Origin of the sequence: Cyanobium sp. Maggiore-St4-Cus (assembly GCF_024345615.1) — a bacterium.
Taxonomy (GTDB): domain Bacteria; phylum Cyanobacteriota; class Cyanobacteriia; order PCC-6307; family Cyanobiaceae; genus Cyanobium_A; species Cyanobium_A usitatum.
On the sequence record NZ_JAGQBL010000008.1, the window covers coordinates 96,067 to 110,748 of the forward strand.

At 58.6% G+C, this 14,682-nt stretch carries 20 protein-coding genes; 14 read left to right on the forward strand and 6 right to left on the reverse strand.

The window, feature by feature from the left end:
• The first annotated feature begins 31 nt into the window (after positions 1 to 31).
• From psbZ to KBY99_RS09290, 4 genes are all read left to right on the forward strand, one after another.
• On the forward strand, positions 32 to 220 hold the full coding sequence (gene psbZ / locus KBY99_RS09275) for a photosystem II reaction center protein PsbZ (RefSeq protein WP_106632462.1): 189 nt from the start codon (positions 32 to 34) through the stop codon (positions 218 to 220).
• 3 nt (positions 221 to 223) lie between these two features.
• On the forward strand, positions 224 to 703 hold the full coding sequence (gene ribH / locus KBY99_RS09280) for a 6,7-dimethyl-8-ribityllumazine synthase (RefSeq protein WP_254935255.1): 480 nt from the start codon (positions 224 to 226) through the stop codon (positions 701 to 703).
• A gap of 163 nt (positions 704 to 866) precedes the next feature.
• Entirely contained in the window at positions 867 to 1,148 is a 282-nt protein-coding gene (locus tag KBY99_RS09285; protein ID WP_254998733.1) for a type II toxin-antitoxin system Phd/YefM family antitoxin, read from the forward strand.
• A complete protein-coding gene (locus tag KBY99_RS09290; RefSeq protein WP_254998734.1) occupies positions 1,135 to 1,626 on the forward strand; it encodes a hypothetical protein in 492 nt (163 codons plus the stop codon). Before KBY99_RS09285 ends, KBY99_RS09290 begins: the two co-directional genes overlap by 14 nt.
• Here the strand turns inward: KBY99_RS09290 and KBY99_RS09295 are convergent.
• A complete protein-coding gene (locus KBY99_RS09295) occupies positions 1,539 to 2,024 on the reverse strand; it encodes a GNAT family N-acetyltransferase (RefSeq protein ID WP_254998735.1) in 486 nt (161 codons plus the stop codon). The genes KBY99_RS09290 and KBY99_RS09295 overlap by 88 nt on opposite strands.
• A gap of 29 nt (positions 2,025 to 2,053) precedes the next feature.
• On the opposite strand from KBY99_RS09295, the gene rfbA reads away from it, so the two are divergent.
• From rfbA to KBY99_RS09315, 4 genes are read left to right on the forward strand one after another with little or no spacing between them, the layout of a single operon-like run.
• A complete protein-coding gene (gene rfbA, locus KBY99_RS09300; RefSeq protein WP_254998737.1) occupies positions 2,054 to 2,938 on the forward strand; it encodes a glucose-1-phosphate thymidylyltransferase RfbA in 885 nt (294 codons plus the stop codon).
• Positions 2,928 to 3,509 (forward strand): dTDP-4-dehydrorhamnose 3,5-epimerase, encoded by a 582-nt coding sequence (rfbC, locus tag KBY99_RS09305; RefSeq protein WP_254998740.1) that lies wholly within the window; start codon positions 2,928 to 2,930, stop codon positions 3,507 to 3,509. The genes rfbA and rfbC overlap by 11 nt, the downstream gene beginning before the upstream one ends.
• A complete protein-coding gene (rfbD, locus tag KBY99_RS09310) occupies positions 3,509 to 4,411 on the forward strand; it encodes a dTDP-4-dehydrorhamnose reductase (protein WP_254998741.1) in 903 nt (300 codons plus the stop codon). The genes rfbC and rfbD overlap by 1 nt, the downstream gene beginning before the upstream one ends.
• Positions 4,412 to 4,436: 25 nt before the next feature.
• The gene (locus KBY99_RS09315) at positions 4,437 to 4,628 is read left to right on the forward strand and encodes a hypothetical protein (protein ID WP_254998743.1); all 192 of its coding nucleotides are present in this window, start codon (positions 4,437 to 4,439) and stop codon (positions 4,626 to 4,628) included.
• Between the two features lie 25 nt (positions 4,629 to 4,653).
• Here KBY99_RS09315 and KBY99_RS09320 read toward each other — a convergent pair whose 3' ends face one another.
• From KBY99_RS09320 to KBY99_RS09330, 3 genes are all read right to left on the reverse strand, one after another.
• Complete coding sequence (locus tag KBY99_RS09320; protein ID WP_254998744.1) at positions 4,654 to 5,052, reverse strand: type II toxin-antitoxin system VapC family toxin; 399 nt, start codon at positions 5,050 to 5,052, stop codon at positions 4,654 to 4,656.
• The gene (locus KBY99_RS09325) at positions 5,049 to 5,297 is read right to left on the reverse strand and encodes an AbrB/MazE/SpoVT family DNA-binding domain-containing protein (RefSeq protein WP_254998745.1); all 249 of its coding nucleotides are present in this window, start codon (positions 5,295 to 5,297) and stop codon (positions 5,049 to 5,051) included. Before KBY99_RS09325 ends, KBY99_RS09320 begins: the two co-directional genes overlap by 4 nt.
• 374 nt (positions 5,298 to 5,671) lie before the next feature.
• Positions 5,672 to 6,064, reverse strand: a complete 393-nt coding sequence (locus KBY99_RS09330; RefSeq protein ID WP_254998746.1) for a clan AA aspartic protease — start codon at positions 6,062 to 6,064, stop codon at positions 5,672 to 5,674.
• Between the two features lie 104 nt (positions 6,065 to 6,168).
• Here KBY99_RS09330 and rfbB point away from each other — a divergent pair, with 104 nt between their 5' ends.
• From rfbB to KBY99_RS09350, 4 genes are all read left to right on the forward strand, one after another.
• A complete protein-coding gene (gene rfbB / locus KBY99_RS09335; RefSeq protein WP_254998747.1) occupies positions 6,169 to 7,263 on the forward strand; it encodes a dTDP-glucose 4,6-dehydratase in 1,095 nt (364 codons plus the stop codon).
• A 141-nt stretch (positions 7,264 to 7,404) separates the two neighbouring features.
• On the forward strand, positions 7,405 to 8,145 hold the full coding sequence (locus KBY99_RS09340) for an ABC transporter permease (RefSeq protein WP_254998749.1): 741 nt from the start codon (positions 7,405 to 7,407) through the stop codon (positions 8,143 to 8,145).
• Positions 8,145 to 9,365, forward strand: a complete 1,221-nt coding sequence (locus KBY99_RS09345) for an ABC transporter ATP-binding protein (protein WP_254998750.1) — start codon at positions 8,145 to 8,147, stop codon at positions 9,363 to 9,365. Before KBY99_RS09340 ends, KBY99_RS09345 begins: the two co-directional genes overlap by 1 nt.
• Positions 9,362 to 10,270 carry a class I SAM-dependent methyltransferase gene (locus tag KBY99_RS09350; protein ID WP_254998752.1) on the forward strand — a complete coding sequence of 303 codons (909 nt, stop codon included), beginning with the start codon at positions 9,362 to 9,364 and terminating at the stop codon, positions 10,268 to 10,270. The genes KBY99_RS09345 and KBY99_RS09350 overlap by 4 nt, the downstream gene beginning before the upstream one ends.
• Before the next feature lie 402 nt (positions 10,271 to 10,672).
• On the opposite strand, the gene KBY99_RS09355 is transcribed toward KBY99_RS09350, so the two are convergent.
• Positions 10,673 to 11,737 carry a glycosyltransferase gene (locus KBY99_RS09355; RefSeq protein WP_254998753.1) on the reverse strand — a complete coding sequence of 355 codons (1,065 nt, stop codon included), beginning with the start codon at positions 11,735 to 11,737 and terminating at the stop codon, positions 10,673 to 10,675.
• 75 nt (positions 11,738 to 11,812) lie between these two features.
• Between KBY99_RS09355 and KBY99_RS09360 the strand changes: the two genes are divergently transcribed.
• Both KBY99_RS09360 and KBY99_RS09365 read left to right on the forward strand, forming a co-directional pair.
• The gene (locus tag KBY99_RS09360; protein WP_254998754.1) at positions 11,813 to 12,625 is read left to right on the forward strand and encodes a glycosyltransferase; all 813 of its coding nucleotides are present in this window, start codon (positions 11,813 to 11,815) and stop codon (positions 12,623 to 12,625) included.
• A 29-nt stretch (positions 12,626 to 12,654) separates the two neighbouring features.
• On the forward strand, positions 12,655 to 13,806 hold the full coding sequence (locus tag KBY99_RS09365) for a glycosyltransferase family 4 protein (protein ID WP_254998794.1): 1,152 nt from the start codon (positions 12,655 to 12,657) through the stop codon (positions 13,804 to 13,806).
• Here the strand turns inward: KBY99_RS09365 and KBY99_RS09370 are convergent.
• Complete coding sequence (locus KBY99_RS09370; protein WP_254998755.1) at positions 13,758 to 14,669, reverse strand: glycosyltransferase family 2 protein; 912 nt, start codon at positions 14,667 to 14,669, stop codon at positions 13,758 to 13,760. The genes KBY99_RS09365 and KBY99_RS09370 overlap by 49 nt on opposite strands.
• Positions 14,670 to 14,682: the final 13 nt, after the last annotated feature.

Below are 14,682 nucleotides of genomic sequence, written 5' to 3' on the forward strand. Positions count from 1 at the left end.
CAACCGATCGGCGTGTAGCCGCTGCTAATCCATGCAGATCCTCAACACCCTCACCGTTTTGGCTCTGGTGGTGCTGTCGTTCGCCTTGATTGTGGCGGTGCCGGTGCTCTACGCCAGCAGTGAAGATTCAGGTCGCTCCAATCGCCTGATCCTGCTTGGCGGCCTCGCCTGGGTGGCCCTGGTGCTGCTCAACTGGGGCATGAGCATCTTTGTGGTCTGAAGCGTGGCGATTTTTGAAGGGCGGTTCACCGATACGGCTGGTCTGCGTATCGCGGTCGTAGTTGCCCGTTTTAATGACCTGGTGACCGGCAAGCTGCTGAGCGGCTGCCTCGACTGCCTTTCGCGCCACGGAGTCGACACCAGTGATGCCAGTGCCCAGCTGGATGTGGCCTGGGTGCCCGGCAGCTTCGAGATCCCCCTGGTGGCCCAGCGCCTGGCGGCGAGCGGTCGCTACCAGGTGGTGATCACCCTGGGGGCCGTGATTCGAGGCGACACCCCCCATTTCGACGTGGTGGTGGCCGAGGTGAGCAAAGGAGTGGCTGCCGTGGCCCGCGACACCGGCGTTCCCGTGATCTTCGGAGTGCTCACCACCGACACCTTGCAGCAGGCCCTAGAGCGGGCCGGCATCAAGAGCAACCTGGGCTGGAATTACGGCCTGCAGGCCCTGGAGATGGGCAGCTTGATGGCGGCTATTCCCGACTAAAGGCGCCGGGCCGAAGGTGCTTGGTTTGGTGGTGCTACCACGTGGGCGCAGCGTCCGTAAGTGGCGGGTAGTTGGTTTCGGCTGCCTGGGTTTCCCTTGACTGGGTTTCTCTTGACAGTGGGAATGCTGACTGTGGGAATGCTGGTGGTGCTGTTTCGACGCTATGCGGGAAGTTGTACAGCTGTACAACTTCTTTGACAGTGCCCATCAGCGCAACCCTTCCTTCGCCCCCGCCGCCGCCATGACCACGGTTCCGCTTGCTCAGGCTCGCCAGCAGTTGTCCGGCTTGCTCGATCGCATACAAGCTGGTGAGTGCGTGGTGATCAGTCGCTACGGCAAACCGGTGGCGCGGCTGATTCCTGAGCTGGCAGGCCAGGCTGGAGCGGAGCTTTGGCTTGAGCGCTTACGTCGTCTGCACCAGGAGGCAGGCCATGGAGCCGTTTGAACCCTGGCGGCGCATGGGCAGCCACGGCCGGCTGCTCGATGTTTCTTTGTTGCGGGCATTGCTGCTGCCGGGGCCAAAGAGTGCCGCTGCTCTGAATTGGTTGGAGCGGGTGGGGGAGGGGCTGCTGAGGGTGAGTGCGTGGAGTGTGATGGAGCTCGAGGGGGAGCTCGACAGCCAGGCCGCGCAACGGTTGCTAGATGGCTTTTTGGCGGAACGTTGTCCGGTGGTTTGCTTTGAGCCGGACGACTTTGCGATGGTGCGCCACCGCCAGCGCTACAGGCCTGGCATTGCAGCCCTGCCCCTTTTGCTTCAGCTCCAGCTTGCCTATCGCCTGGGCCTGTTGCCGGCGACCTTCGATCGGGATCTAGCTGAGGCGGCTGGCGCGCTTGCCTATCCGGTCGAAACCCCCGAGGCCCCTGAAACTCCTTGTTTCACCAGTAGGGCCTGGGGGGCTGCATCGCGGAAGCCCAGCTGCTGATAAAAGCCAGCACTGTTGGTGGTCATCAAATAAACGCGCTCAACGCCGCGCAGGGCGGGGGCGGCCAGCAGGGCCTCCACCACCCGGCGGCCCAGGCCTTGGCCGTGCAGGTCGCCGGCTACCACCACATCCCAGAGCACGGCGCGATAGATCCCATCGCTGCTGGCCCGGCCGAAGCCCACTAGGCGCTTGCCATGCCACAAGCTCACCACCACGGCGCTGCCAGCCAGCAGGCGGCGCAGCTGCCCGTGGCTGCGCTGCTGGGCCCAGAAGGCGTGCTTGTTGAACAGGCGCTGCAGCTTCCACAGGCCCCGGGTAGGGCGCAGGCCTGGCCCAAAGCCAAACCAGCGCATGCCAGGGGCACCAGGGGCGTGGATTAGGAGGCGCAGTGCTGCCATGGCAGCATTCTCCCAGCGGAGCGTTCCCTATGACCCGTAAGGGAATAATTTTGGCCGGAGGCAGCGGCACTCGGCTGCATCCGATCACGCAGGCGGTAAGTAAGCAGCTGCTGCCGGTGTACGACAAGCCGATGATCTATTACCCGCTCAGCACGTTGATGCTGGCGGGGATTCGGGAGGTGCTGGTTATCAGTACGCCCCATGATTTGGCATCTTTTGAGCGGTTGCTGGGAGATGGCAGCGCTTGGGGCATGGAGATTCAGTACGCCATCCAGCCGAGTCCGGATGGTTTGGCGCAGGCTTTTTTGATCGGCGCTGACTTTCTCAATGGGGCTCCTGCGGCACTGGTGCTGGGCGACAACCTGTTCCATGGCCACGATTTGATTCCCCAGCTGCAGGCCGGTAATGGCGGTGCGGCCGGAGCCACGGTGTTTGCCTATCCGGTGCGGGACCCCGAGCGCTATGGGGTGGTGGAGTTTGCGCCAGACGGTCAGGTGCTGAGCCTGGAAGAGAAGCCAGCGCGGCCCCGCTCGCGCTACGCGGTAACAGGCCTTTACTTCTATGACGATTCGGTGGTGGAGCGGGCGCGCCACATCCAGCCGTCACCCCGGGGCGAGCTGGAGATCACCGACCTCAATCGCCAATACCTGGAGGCGGGGTTGCTGCGGGTGGAGCTTATGGGCCGGGGCATGGCCTGGCTGGATACGGGCACCTGCGATTCGCTGCATGAGGCCGGCAGCTACATCCGCACCCTGGAGCATCGCCAGGGGCTGAAGGTGGGCTGCCCTGAGGAGGTGGCCTGGCGGCTGGGCTGGATCAGCGCCGACCAGCTCGCGGCCCTGGCTGCTCCGCTGCGCAAGAGCGGCTACGGCGACTATCTACTGCAACTTCTGGAGACCCCCGATGCAGGTTGAAGTGCTCACCACGGCGGCCGGCGTGCCCGTTCAGGGACCGTTGCTACTGACGCCGCGGGTGTTTGGCGACGAGCGGGGCTTCTTCTTCGAAAGCTGGAACCAGCAAGCCTTCAACGCTGCCGCCGGCGACACCGCCTTCGTGCAGGACAACCATTCGCGATCCAGCCGCGGCGTGTTGCGCGGATTGCACTACCAGCTGCCGCCCAATCCCCAGGGGAAGCTGGTGCGCTGCGTGCTGGGGGAGATCTTCGATGTGGCGGTCGATATCCGCCGGAGTTCGCCCACGTTCGGCCAGTGGGTGGGGTCAGTGCTGAGCGCCGACAACAAGCAGCAGCTGTGGGTGCCGGCGGGGTTTGCCCACGGCTTCCTCACCCTGAGCGAGCAGGCCGAGGTGCTCTACAAAACCACCGACTTCTGGAGCCGAGAGTGTGAGCGCGCCATCCGCTGGGATGACCCCCAGCTGGCGATTGCCTGGCCCCTCGAGGCCCTGGCTGGCGCCGAGCCCCAGCTATCGCAGAAGGATGCTGTGGCGCCGCTGCTGGCCGAGCTTGCTGAAGGAGACCTATTCTGATGAAGGTGTTGCTCACCGGCGCCGCCGGCCAGCTGGGCCAGGAGCTGATCGCCTCCAGGCCGCCCGAGGTGGAGTTGATCGCCTGCAGCCGCGGCGAGCTTGATCTGGCCGATGCCGAGGCCTGCCGGGCGGCGGTGCAGCAGCATCGGCCCGATTGGGTGCTCAATGCCGGCGCCTACACGGCGGTGGACAAGGCCGAAAGCGAGCCGGAGCTGGCGGCGGCGGTGAATGCCGGTGCGCCGGCGGCCTTTGCTGAGGCGCTGGCGGCAACGGGCGGCCGGCTGCTGCAGGTGAGCACCGACTTTGTGTTTAACGGGGCTCAGGGTTCGCCGTATCGGCCTGAGCAGCGGCTTGATCCGCTCGGTGTGTATGGCGTCACCAAGGCGGCGGGGGAGGCGGCGGCGCTGCAGCTGCCGGGGGCGCGGGTGCTGCGCACCAGTTGGGTGTATGGGCCGGTGGGCAAAAATTTCTGTCTCACGATGCTGCGGCTCCACGCTTTGAAGGCCGCGGCGGGCGAATCCTTGGGGGTGGTGGCCGATCAGGTGGGCTGCCCCACCAGCACCCTCACCCTGGCGGCGGCCTGTTGGCGGGCGATCGGGGTGGGCGCAGATCCCGCCGCAGATCCCAGTGGCCTCCGCATCCTGCACTGGAGCGATGCCGGCGCCGCCAGCTGGTACGACTTCGCCGTGGCGATCGGTGAGCTGGGGGTGGAGGCCGGCCTGCTGGAGCGGGCCGCCAGGGTGAAACCGCTCACCACGGCGGATTACCCCACGCCGGCCCAGCGCCCCAGCTATTCCCTGCTCGACTGCACCGCCAGCCGCGCCGCCCTGGGGCTGGAGCCGTTGCACTGGCTCGAGGGGTTGGCTGAAGTGTTGCGCTGCATGGCTGCAGCTCGTCCTTAGCCTGGGTACACCCTTTTCATCCGCCATGGTCAGCGCCAGCATTGCGGGACTCCCGCAGGAGGCTCCGGACATGGGCCTAGCGGAGCTGCTGGTGCTGGGCGCCCAGCTCGACGATCTGCTGCTGCCCTGGCAGATCGATCTGCAGCTGCGCCACCTGATCCGCCATCCAGAATTGCTGGGGCACATCGACCGGGCGGGGATCACCCTGCATCCGTAGCCGGGCCTATTGCCTTTCCCGGCGATCACCCCAGCAGATGCACCGGTTCGCCGGCTTCGCTCAGCAGGCGCGCTGCTTCGCGGTCGAAGGTGGCCAGCTGCTGGCTGCCCAGCTGCCGTCCGCCGAAAGCGATCACGCCATCAGCGAAATCGCCGCCCCATGCGAGCAGCTTGAGCCCGGCTGTCACGGCCGGTCGATCGGCCACCACGCTGCTGCTGGCAAGCAGCGCTTCGATGGCGCTGACGCAGTCGTGGTTGGAGAAGCGGTAGACACGGCGCAGCACCCAAACCAGTTCGCACAACACAGGGAGGGGGATCACCACCAGCTCCGCCTGCTCCAGCAGCGCACTGGCTGATTTGGCCTGCTCGGGATCGTCCTGCACCAGGGCGCGCACCAGCACGTTGGTGTCGGCCGTGATCTTCATGGGCTGGTGCTGGGTTGGGCGTTTGCGTCGCCGAGCCCGGCCCAGCCGGCGGCGGCGGCCTGATTCAGCTCCTCCATGCTGGCGCAGTGGCTGCTGCGGCCTGCCAGCAGGCCGATGAAGCTGTTGATGCTGCCGGTGGCTTGCTCGGCGTGCAGCTCCAGCCGGCCGCCAGGCAGCACCTCCACATCAATGCGCTGGCCAGGCTGAATGCCCAGATGGGCCAGGAGATCTTTGCGCAGCGTCACCTGCCCTTTTCGGGTGACGGTGAGGGACCGCGATCGTTTGCGCCTTTGCGTTGGGGGCTCGACCATTGCAATGGGCAGCTTCGATCTTGATTGTAAGGCGTTTTTCCCTTGCTGATCAGATTGGCTTCTGTGGCCATCGCCAACCTGATCGAGCAGCGCTGTGATTTGACCCTGCGTCGATTCACACCGCAGGTTTAGCCCGCCATTCCCCCGTACTCCTCAAGCACTGAGATCACATCTCGGACTCGCCTGGCATTGCGTTCGGAGGGGTCGATCAGCTGTTTGGGTGTGTCATGAAATCTGTACAACTTGTACAGATTTTGGACGCTTTCAGCTCAGCCTCAGGCATCGGCCAGGCGGCCGGCGCGGTTGGCTTAGCGATCGGTCTGCTTGGCCAGGCTCAAGGGGATGTTGGGGCTTTCTGGGTTCACGGTGATCGACTGCAGCTGGGGCCGCAGCACGAGATCCATGTCTTCCATGGGGATGGCCCCCAGCAGCACCTCGTTGCCCAGCACCATGGCGCCGGTGAAGCAGCGGCGGTTGGCGAAGCGCACCTCAATGGGGCCCATGTAGGGCACCGTGCGCCGGTGTCCATCGGCCAGGATCACCTCCCGCTGCTCCAGCTCTCGCAGCTGCAGCTGGATGGCGACGTGCTCAGGGATGCAGAGGTGCACGGCCCCGGAATCGGCCAGGGCCCGCACCTCCAATCCCTGCAGCTCGGGGCTCGAGGGGTTGGAGAGCTGAACGGTGCCGTAAATCAAGACCATGAGGTCAGGTTAAAGGCGTTTTGCCCGTAGGCATGCCCCCCTTCCGTGGTGATGGTTTGTGGAACAACGTTCCCCGGTAGCCTCATAAAAGCTTGATTGATCCCATGCCCTCACTACTGCCCGAAGGGATCAACCGCGTGCTGGTTACCGGCGGCGCCGGCTTCATCGGCGGTGCGCTCGTGCGCCGGTTGCTGCGCGATTCCAGCGCCTCGGTGTTCAACCTCGACAAGCTTGGCTACGCTAGTGATCTCACCAGCATTGAGCTCACCCTCGCCGAGCTGGGCGCGTCGGCGGCGGGCCGGCACCAGCTGCTGCAAGTGGATCTGACCAACTCCGAAGCAACGGTTGCGGCCGTGCGCCAGGCCGATCCGGATTTGGTGTTTCACCTGGCGGCAGAGAGCCATGTGGACCGCTCGATCAGCGGGCCAGGGGCCTTTATCGAGAGCAACGTCACTGGCACCTTCCATCTGCTGCAGGCGGTGCGGGCCCACTGGGAGCAGCTTTCCCAGGAGCGGCATGAACACTTCCGCTTTCACCACATCAGCACTGATGAGGTGTTTGGCTCGCTCGGGCTCACGGGCCGGTTTTCAGAAACCACCCCATACGACCCGCGCAGTCCCTATTCGGCCAGCAAGGCCGCTAGTGATCACCTAGTGCGCGCTTGGCACCACACCTACGGCCTGCCGGTGGTGATCACCAACTGCTCCAACAACTACGGACCCTGGCAGTTTCCCGAGAAGCTGATCCCGGTGGTGATCCTCAAGGCCGTGGCCGGCGAGCCGATTCCCCTCTACGGAGACGGTGCCAACGTGCGCGATTGGCTGTATGTGGAAGATCACGTGGAGGCGTTGCTGCTGGCGGCCACTAGGGGTCGCCTGGGCGAGAGCTACTGCGTTGGCGGTGCCGGTGATCACGGCAGCCCGAGTGAGCGCAACAACAAGCAGGTGGTGGAGGCGATCTGCGATTTGTTGGATGATATCCAGCCCAAGGGAGCGCCTCATGCTCGGTTGATCACCTCGGTGCCAGACCGCCTTGGCCATGACCGCCGTTATGCGATCGATGCGTCCAAGATCACCACGGAGCTCGGCTGGAAACCTCGCTTTACCTTCGAGAAGGGTCTGGCGACAACGGTAAGGTGGTCTTTAGAAAATCTGGAGTGGTTTGAGGCGGTGAAGATAAAGTCAGGGTATGGGGGCTAGCGGATCGGATAGATCACTATGAATTCATTCTTGAAGCCCAGAATCCATTTGAATGATCAAGCCCCTTTTTTGGTCAGGCTTCTCTAAATCATGCGATTAATCAGGGAGCTTTGGGCCTGCCGTGGATTCATTTCGGGCTCTGTGCGGCGTGAGTTTCAGAGCAAGTACGTTAATTCAATATTTGGCTTTGCCTGGAACGTAATTAATCCATTGGCTACGATCGTGGTTTACACGGTGATCTTCGCGCAAGTCATGCGTACAAGATTGCCGGGAATTGATAGTACATTTGCCTACAGCATCTTCCTTTGTGCTGGCATTCTCACTTGGGGCTTATTCGCTGAGATTACGACTCGGTCGCAGACTATGTTCATCGAAAATGCGAATCTGCTGAAGAAGCTGCGATTTCCTCGAATCTGCTTGCCAGCTGTGGTGGTAGCCAGCGCTCTTCTGAATTTCTCTATCATATTCTCGTTGTTCACTGTTTTTCTGCTCATAAGTGGTAGTTTTCCTGGGCCGGCTTTTTTGGCGTTGTTTCCGCTAACCGGGCTGTTGATCGCATTTTCTGCGGGGTTGGGCATGTTGTTGGGTGTACTTAATGTTTTTTTTCGGGACGTCGGCCAGGCATTTGGGATCATTGTGACCTTTTGGTTTTGGTTGACTCCCATCGTCTATGCACCTGCAATATTGCCTAAATGGACACAAGCATTAATGGCGTTAAATCCATTAGCTGCTTATATCTCTGCAGTGCAGGGGGTATTGGTCAGGGGAGTCTGGCCAGCATGGGGGAGTCTCATTTATATGGCGATCTGTGCGTTTGTCCTATGTAGCCTTGGCTTGCGTCTGTTCCGCAGACATGCTGGTGAAATGGTGGATGAATTATAATGAGTGCAATCACAGTTTCTAATCTAGGTAAAGCATACAAGCACTATTCCAGCCGCTGGTCGAGACTGGCTGAGTGGATCAGTCCTTTTCATCAAGTCCGCCACAAGTTGCATTGGGTGCTTAAAGATATTAATTTTACGGTTAATCCTGGTGAGGCCGTAGGGATTATCGGCATCAATGGTACTGGTAAAAGTACCCTGCTCAAGATGATTACAGGCACAACTCATCCTACTACTGGTAGTGTCCGCATAAGTGGTCGTGTTGCGGCGATGCTTGAGCTTGGTATGGGATTCCATCCCGATTTTACCGGTCGCCAAAATGTCTTTATGGCAGGGCAGCTCCTCGGCTATCCAGCTGATGACATTGCCCAACTCATGCCAGAAATAGAGGCCTTTGCTGAAATAGGTGAATATATCGACCAGCCGATACGGGTTTACTCCAGCGGTATGCAGATGCGCTTGGCTTTCAGTGTTATGACCGCCGATCGCCCAGATGTGCTTATCATCGATGAAGCATTGTCAGTGGGTGATGCATATTTTCAGCATAAAAGTTTTGCCCGAATACGTGAGTTTCGTGAGCAGGGCACAACGCTGCTGATTGTCTCTCACGACAAGAGCTCAATTCAGTCTATCTGCGACCGCGCTATCCTTCTCAATGAAGGTAAGCTAGCTATGGAGGGCGAGCCAGAAGCGGTGATGGATTACTACAACGCAATGCTGGCTGATCACCAGAGCCAGATCGTCAACCAGGAAGTTACTGGCGAAGGCAAAATTCAGACCATTTCCGGTACTGGAGAAGTTACTTTGTCCGACGCCGCTCTACTTGATGCAAAGGGCCATCAACTGGAGGTGGTCGCTGTTGGCCAACCGGTTTCTCTGCGTGTGTCGGCTACCTGCAACGTCAATGTACAGGACTTGGTTGTCGGTTACATGATTAAGGATCGCTTTGGTCAACCTGTTTTTGGAACCAATACCTTCTACCACAAGCTTAGTTTAAAAAATCTTGGACTCAATCATGCTGTCGAGATATATTTTGATTTTCAGGCTAATCTCGGGCCGGGTAGTTATTCAATTGCTGTCGCTTTGCACGCTGACGAAACCCATGCCGTAAAAAACTTCGAATGGCGTGACCGGGCTTTGCTATTTGAGATGGTCAATGTCGATAAGGATGAATTTGTTGGCGTAGCATGGATCCCTCCAGCCGTGCGGTGTTTCGTATGAGTGATAGATTCTATCAAGAGTTTGAGGAGCGTTATCGCGGCTCCCGAGAACTCATTAAATTGCGCCTTGAAGTTTATCTTCCATTTGTTAAGCCTCTGTTGAGCGCTTATCCTGGAGTTGCGGCAATAGATCTCGGTTGTGGTCGAGGAGAGTGGGTGGAGCTTCTTGTTGAGGCAGGCTTCACGCCCATGGGGGTAGATGCCGATACGGGTATGCTCGATTCTTGCCTTAAGCTCGCTTTGCCGGTTGAACACGGTGATGCATTGGATTATCTATGTGCCTTGCCTGATGAAAGTCAAGCGGTAATTTCTGCGATTCAGCTTGTTGAGCACATCACCTTCGACCAGCTTCGCGTGTTAGTCGGTGAGTCATTCCGTGTGCTAAAGCCGGGAGGGCTTTTGATCATGGAAACACCGAACCCGGAAAATATTCTTGTTGCGACCCGTAACTTCTATCTTGACCCGACCCACCTACGACCAATCCCGTCGATGCTCTTGGCGTTTGCTGCTGAGTATGCAGGCTTTCACCGAGTAAAAACTCTGCGCCTTCAAGAGTCCAAGGACATCGTTAATCGTAGTGACATTAGCCTGCAGGATGTAGTCAATGGCGCCAGTCCGGACTATTCTATTGTCGCCCAGAAGTTTGCAGGTGAAGATATCTTATCGCTTACAAGTAAGCAGTTTGATGCCAGTTATGGTCTGAGTCTTGAAGATCTGATGGCTCGCTGGGACAGCCGTTTTGAAGGTTTTGCGACCAAAGCTCAGCAAGCCTTGGCTATTGCTGAGCATTCCGCAGCCAAGCTGGATCGTCTTCTTTATCTCCCGATTACTGTTTATAGGAGTACCATTGGGAGCCTCATTATGCTCGTTCGTCGCGGTGTCGAACGCATGCGCAAGCTAAGGTAAATTCTTCGTGGAGCGGCTGATGGGGGGATCGGACGCCGAGGGCTGAGCGCTTCCTATGCAGGTTCTTGATCAAGACGTACGCGGCAGCCAGCGGTCGCGTTCCTGAGAGTTCTTGACAGCCAACGAATAGGTCCTTTCCTTGTAGAGGGTTTGGTAAGCGGGGCCTCTTTCACGCATCACCTGGCGTCACTCCTGGCCTTGGCAGTTGTGCCATGCCGCTGCCAGTTTTGGGTAACTGCTAGGCAAGAAGCATCCTATTGCTATTCAGGGAGCCTCCCATAAATGGGTGCATATAGGTGTATTAATTGGGACTAGTAACTCGTAGGATTTTTATGGCCCGCTCGTGAGTTTTGGCTTTTGTCGATTAAGCTTGTTGCATGGCTTAAGTCAAAGGTGCTCTTTTTATGTTGCTGTGCTGCCGTAAGCTGCAATGTGTTCTTGAACTAGTCGCTCTGGTGCGTAATGGGAGCGCAGGGCGACATACTTCTGGGCTCCAAGATTTTGGCTAGGGCTCAATAACCGCTCACTGTCGGTGAGCTTTTCGGCCCAGACCTTGGCATTGAGGGCCGGTAGAAGAGTGGCGTAGCTTTGTCCCACTTCCCGGTGCACCTCTAGATCTGAGGCGATAACCGGTGTGTCGCAGGCAAGGGCCTCGATCAAGGGAAGAGAGAATCCCTCGGCCAGGGAGGGCACTACTACGGCTTCGGCGTGGCGGTATAGCCAGGCCAGCACGCGATCGTCGGCCGGCAGTTGGAGAATTGCATCCTCCAAGCCCTGGCCGCCAATCCATCGGCGCTCGTCTGACCGCCAAGGGCCACCCCCCGCACAGACCAGCAAGGGCTTTTCGCTGCGGCGAGATTTGCTAGTAGTTCCGCTGTGCAGCAGGGCTAGCGCTCGCAGCACAGTCAGCCCATTTTTGTAGGCGTGGCGCTTGCCCACCATGAGCCAGTAGCGGCGTCCCGTAAGTGCCGCGATGGGTTTTGGGGTCAGTCGATCTATGGCAGTGGCCAAGTGGATCACCTTCAGCGGCACCCTCAGATTTGGCTGGAAGAAAGCCAGGTCGTCTGCGCTGGCGGCGCTGATGCTGAGGATCAAATCAGAGGCCTCAAGCCACCTTGCCTTATTGGCATGGGGTGAGCGAAAGGCGGGCAAGAAAAAATGCTCTGGGTGCCGCTCCGGGGTCATGTCGAAAAGGCTGCTGACCAATTGCTGCTGGCTCCGCCTTCGGTAGGGCTTGCCCCCGTAGAAGGTCGCATGTAGAACGTCTGCTTGCCGCCAGGGCTGAGGGCCTGGCCAATGTCTGCGCTGCTGATCCATTGCGGGGTGGACTTCCACGCCCACTGAGCTCAGGTCGTGGGCCAGCTCACGGAAGTAGCGGCTGATCCCGCCGCGCAGCTGCCGCCGGAAGATCTGGTCATCGAAGCCGATGCTGACGGCTCGGGGTTTTGGGGATTCGTGAGAGTTCATGATTTATTTTCCATCATCTAGGGAAATCATTTGCTTATGGCCCTGCCGGCTGGTTCTGAGTGCTCCCCGCCGTTAGTGACGGTCATCACTCCCTGTCTTCAATCGGTAGATACCTTGCCCGACACACTCATGGGCGTGGTGCGTACCTGGGAGATCCTGCAGCAGGCCGGTGTGGGCTTGGAGCATCTACTTATTGATGGAGGCTCTACAGACGGCACCCAGGAGCTGCTGGAACGGCATACTTCGCGGCACCCTTTCTGTCGTTGGCAGCGGGACATCGGTGGTGGACCTTATGCCGCCATGAACTTGGGTTTGCAATTGGCGCGCGGCCACTACTGCCATGTGCTTAATGCTGACGATCTCCTGCTGGATCCAGGTGCTTACGCGGATTTCCTGATCCAAGCTCGCCGCAAGAATGCTGCACTGCTGCTGGCATCAATTGCTTATTTTCGTCGGCCCGAGCGTTATGTGCGGGCAGAGTGGATCGTGCACTTGCCTCCACCCGATGTGAAAGTCTGGCATAAGCAGTTGCGGCATGGTCTCCATTACCCCCATCCTGGTTTTATTGCAGAATCGTCTCTCTATCGGGACACAGGCTTTGATGTGCACTACAGTCTCTCTGCAGATTATAAACTTATGCAGACATTGTTGTTGCGGCCAGGTCTGGCAGGGCAAGTGGCTATCTGCTCGGTACCTTTGGTCGCGATGGCTGAGGGCGGAGCCACGAGTGGCTGGCAGGCCATTTTGAGGGGTAAGAAGCAGCTAGAGGAGATTAATCAAGATTTGGGGATTATCGCCCCTGCTTGGCGACGCTATTGGGGGAAATTCTGGCTTCGCTTAGTTAGGAGATCGTCTCCCTTATTATTGCCCAATTATCAGGGAGATTAGGGGTGATTCCACTGAATATTGCCTTTGATGTGAGTCAGACAGGGCCACGGAAGGCTGGCTGCGGTTTTTATGCTGCAGCTTTGATCGATGGCCTGCTGACATCGGGTGCAGATCATCATTTCACGCTGCTTACAAGCTTCGGTGACTTTTTTCATGATCCCACCCAAGCGGCGGCTTTCCCGCATCGCAGCCACGGGGTGGGTTATGGGCCGCGTCTGTTGCGTCGCTCTGATGCGCAGGCTTTTTGGCAAAGCGAGCAGCAGGCAGGAGAGCTACTTGATGGATTTGATTTAATACATGCCAACAACTTCTGGTGTCCGCCCTGGCGGCTGCGCACGACCCTGATCTACACGCTCTACGATTTGAGTTTTGCTGAGCATCCTGAGTGGACAACCGAGACGAACCGCCTCGGTTGTTTTAAGGGGGTGCAGCAAGCTTCTGTTCGGGCAGACTGGCTGTTAGCGATATCCAACTCTTCTAAGCGGCAGTTTCTGCATCATTTCCCTCATGTTGTGCCGGAGAGGGTTCGGGTGATTTATCCGGCCTCTCGATTCGATCAGCCTGGATTTGATATCCAGCCCATTCAGCCGCAGGCAAAGCTCTTCCATAGCGGAAACCCTTTCCTTCTTGCCATCGGCACGATCGAACCGCGCAAGAATCAGCGTTTCCTAGTGGAGGTGTACAGCCGTTTCCGGGAGCGTGGTGGTGCGGCCATTCCTTTGGTCCTTGCAGGTGGTATGGGTTGGCTGATGGATGATTTTGAGCGGGATCTGATGGATTCACCCTGGGCTGCAGATATTCATCTGCTCGGCTATGTGAGTGATCGGGAGCTGATCTGGCTCTACCGCCATTGTTTATTGAACCTGTATCCCAGCCACTACGAGGGATTCGGCTTGCCGGTGCTGGAGGGTATGGGGCAGGGAGCGCCTGTGATCAGTTCCAGATCTACCTCACTGCCAGAGATCGTGGCCAATGCCGGCATTCTTTTAGACCCCAATAATCGGGATGCCTGGGTGGAGGCTATCGAAGTGTTATTGATTCAGCCTCAGCGGCGGGCCGATTTAGCTGCTGCAGCTCGGGAGCGGGCAGCGGCCTTTAGTTGGGAAGTCAGCACTCGCCAACTTCTTGACCTCTATGAGGAGGCAGCAAGCATTTCGGCTGCCGTTGCCTCTAGGGCGTGACGCCGGTTGGCCTGACGTAATTCGCGTAGCGCTGAGATTCCAACGCGACGGTTCCAACGCCATTGGCTTCGCATTGTTTCGAGGTAAAGATGCAGCTTGAAGCGCATTGGCTCTTTGCTGCGGTCAAACTGGGCTGCAGTGCTGTGATGCGCATAGGCAAACACCCAGCGCAAAGGAACATTTCCTTGATAACTTCGAAACATCTCAGCGATCTCACGATGTACGGCTGGACGATCGCTGAGCGTTTTATTCTCTGCGTAAAGTCTTGATCCTGCTAGTTTATCGGGGATGTAGGCAAAGCGGCAGCCAGCATCAGCTAGTTTGAGCCAATAGTTGTAATCCATGCAGTAGCGCAAGCTGGCATCCAGTAGGCCTACTCGCTCGATGATCCGTCTTCTGAAGAAGAGGGCTGGCTGGCAGATAAAACAGGTGTGTCGCAGCAGCTCCGGATCCCAGAAGGTGGTGGGATAGCTTTCGAAAGGTACATCGTCTAAGTCGATGTGATCGGCCTCTCCATACACCACGTCAAGGCTGGGATCTTTGGCGAAGGCTGCCGCTACCTTCTTGAAGGTATCCGGATAATAAATATCGTCGGAGTTGAGCCAGCCGATTATGTCTCCACTCGCTGCCTGAAGACCCTGGTTCACTGCATCGGCCTGGCCATTATCTGGCTGTGAGACCCAGCGCACGTTGGCTCCGGCCGCCTTCAGCACCTGCAGGGTTTCGTCACTACTGCCGCCGTCAAATACCAGGTGCTCATGGGGTGAATGGCTCTGGCTGGCCACGCTGGCCAGGGTGCGACCGATAAACACGCCTTGGTTGTAAGACGGCGTGATGACGCTAATTCGGATTAGTTCGCTCATGAAACAGGACGGC

Coding starts and splice junctions, on each gene's coding strand:
- KBY99_RS09315 (WP_254998743.1), top strand. CDS start 4,437: ATGGTCAGCGCCAGCATTGCGGGACTCCCGCAGGAGGCTCCGGACATG.
- psbZ (WP_106632462.1), top strand. CDS start 32: ATGCAGATCCTCAACACCCTCACCGTTTTGGCTCTGGTGGTGCTGTCG.
- rfbC (WP_254998740.1), top strand. CDS start 2,928: ATGCAGGTTGAAGTGCTCACCACGGCGGCCGGCGTGCCCGTTCAGGGA.
- rfbD (WP_254998741.1), top strand. CDS start 3,509: ATGAAGGTGTTGCTCACCGGCGCCGCCGGCCAGCTGGGCCAGGAGCTG.
- KBY99_RS09345 (WP_254998750.1), top strand. CDS start 8,145: ATGAGTGCAATCACAGTTTCTAATCTAGGTAAAGCATACAAGCACTAT.
- KBY99_RS09355 (WP_254998753.1), bottom strand. CDS start 11,737: ATGAACTCTCACGAATCCCCAAAACCCCGAGCCGTCAGCATCGGCTTC.
- KBY99_RS09370 (WP_254998755.1), bottom strand. CDS start 14,669: ATGAGCGAACTAATCCGAATTAGCGTCATCACGCCGTCTTACAACCAA.
- rfbB (WP_254998747.1), top strand. CDS start 6,169: ATGCCCTCACTACTGCCCGAAGGGATCAACCGCGTGCTGGTTACCGGC.
- rfbA (WP_254998737.1), top strand. CDS start 2,054: ATGACCCGTAAGGGAATAATTTTGGCCGGAGGCAGCGGCACTCGGCTG.
- KBY99_RS09350 (WP_254998752.1), top strand. CDS start 9,362: ATGAGTGATAGATTCTATCAAGAGTTTGAGGAGCGTTATCGCGGCTCC.
- KBY99_RS09330 (WP_254998746.1), bottom strand. CDS start 6,064: ATGGTCTTGATTTACGGCACCGTTCAGCTCTCCAACCCCTCGAGCCCC.
- KBY99_RS09320 (WP_254998744.1), bottom strand. CDS start 5,052: ATGAAGATCACGGCCGACACCAACGTGCTGGTGCGCGCCCTGGTGCAG.
- KBY99_RS09290 (WP_254998734.1), top strand. CDS start 1,135: ATGGAGCCGTTTGAACCCTGGCGGCGCATGGGCAGCCACGGCCGGCTG.
- KBY99_RS09285 (WP_254998733.1), top strand. CDS start 867: ATGCGGGAAGTTGTACAGCTGTACAACTTCTTTGACAGTGCCCATCAG.
- KBY99_RS09295 (WP_254998735.1), bottom strand. CDS start 2,024: ATGGCAGCACTGCGCCTCCTAATCCACGCCCCTGGTGCCCCTGGCATG.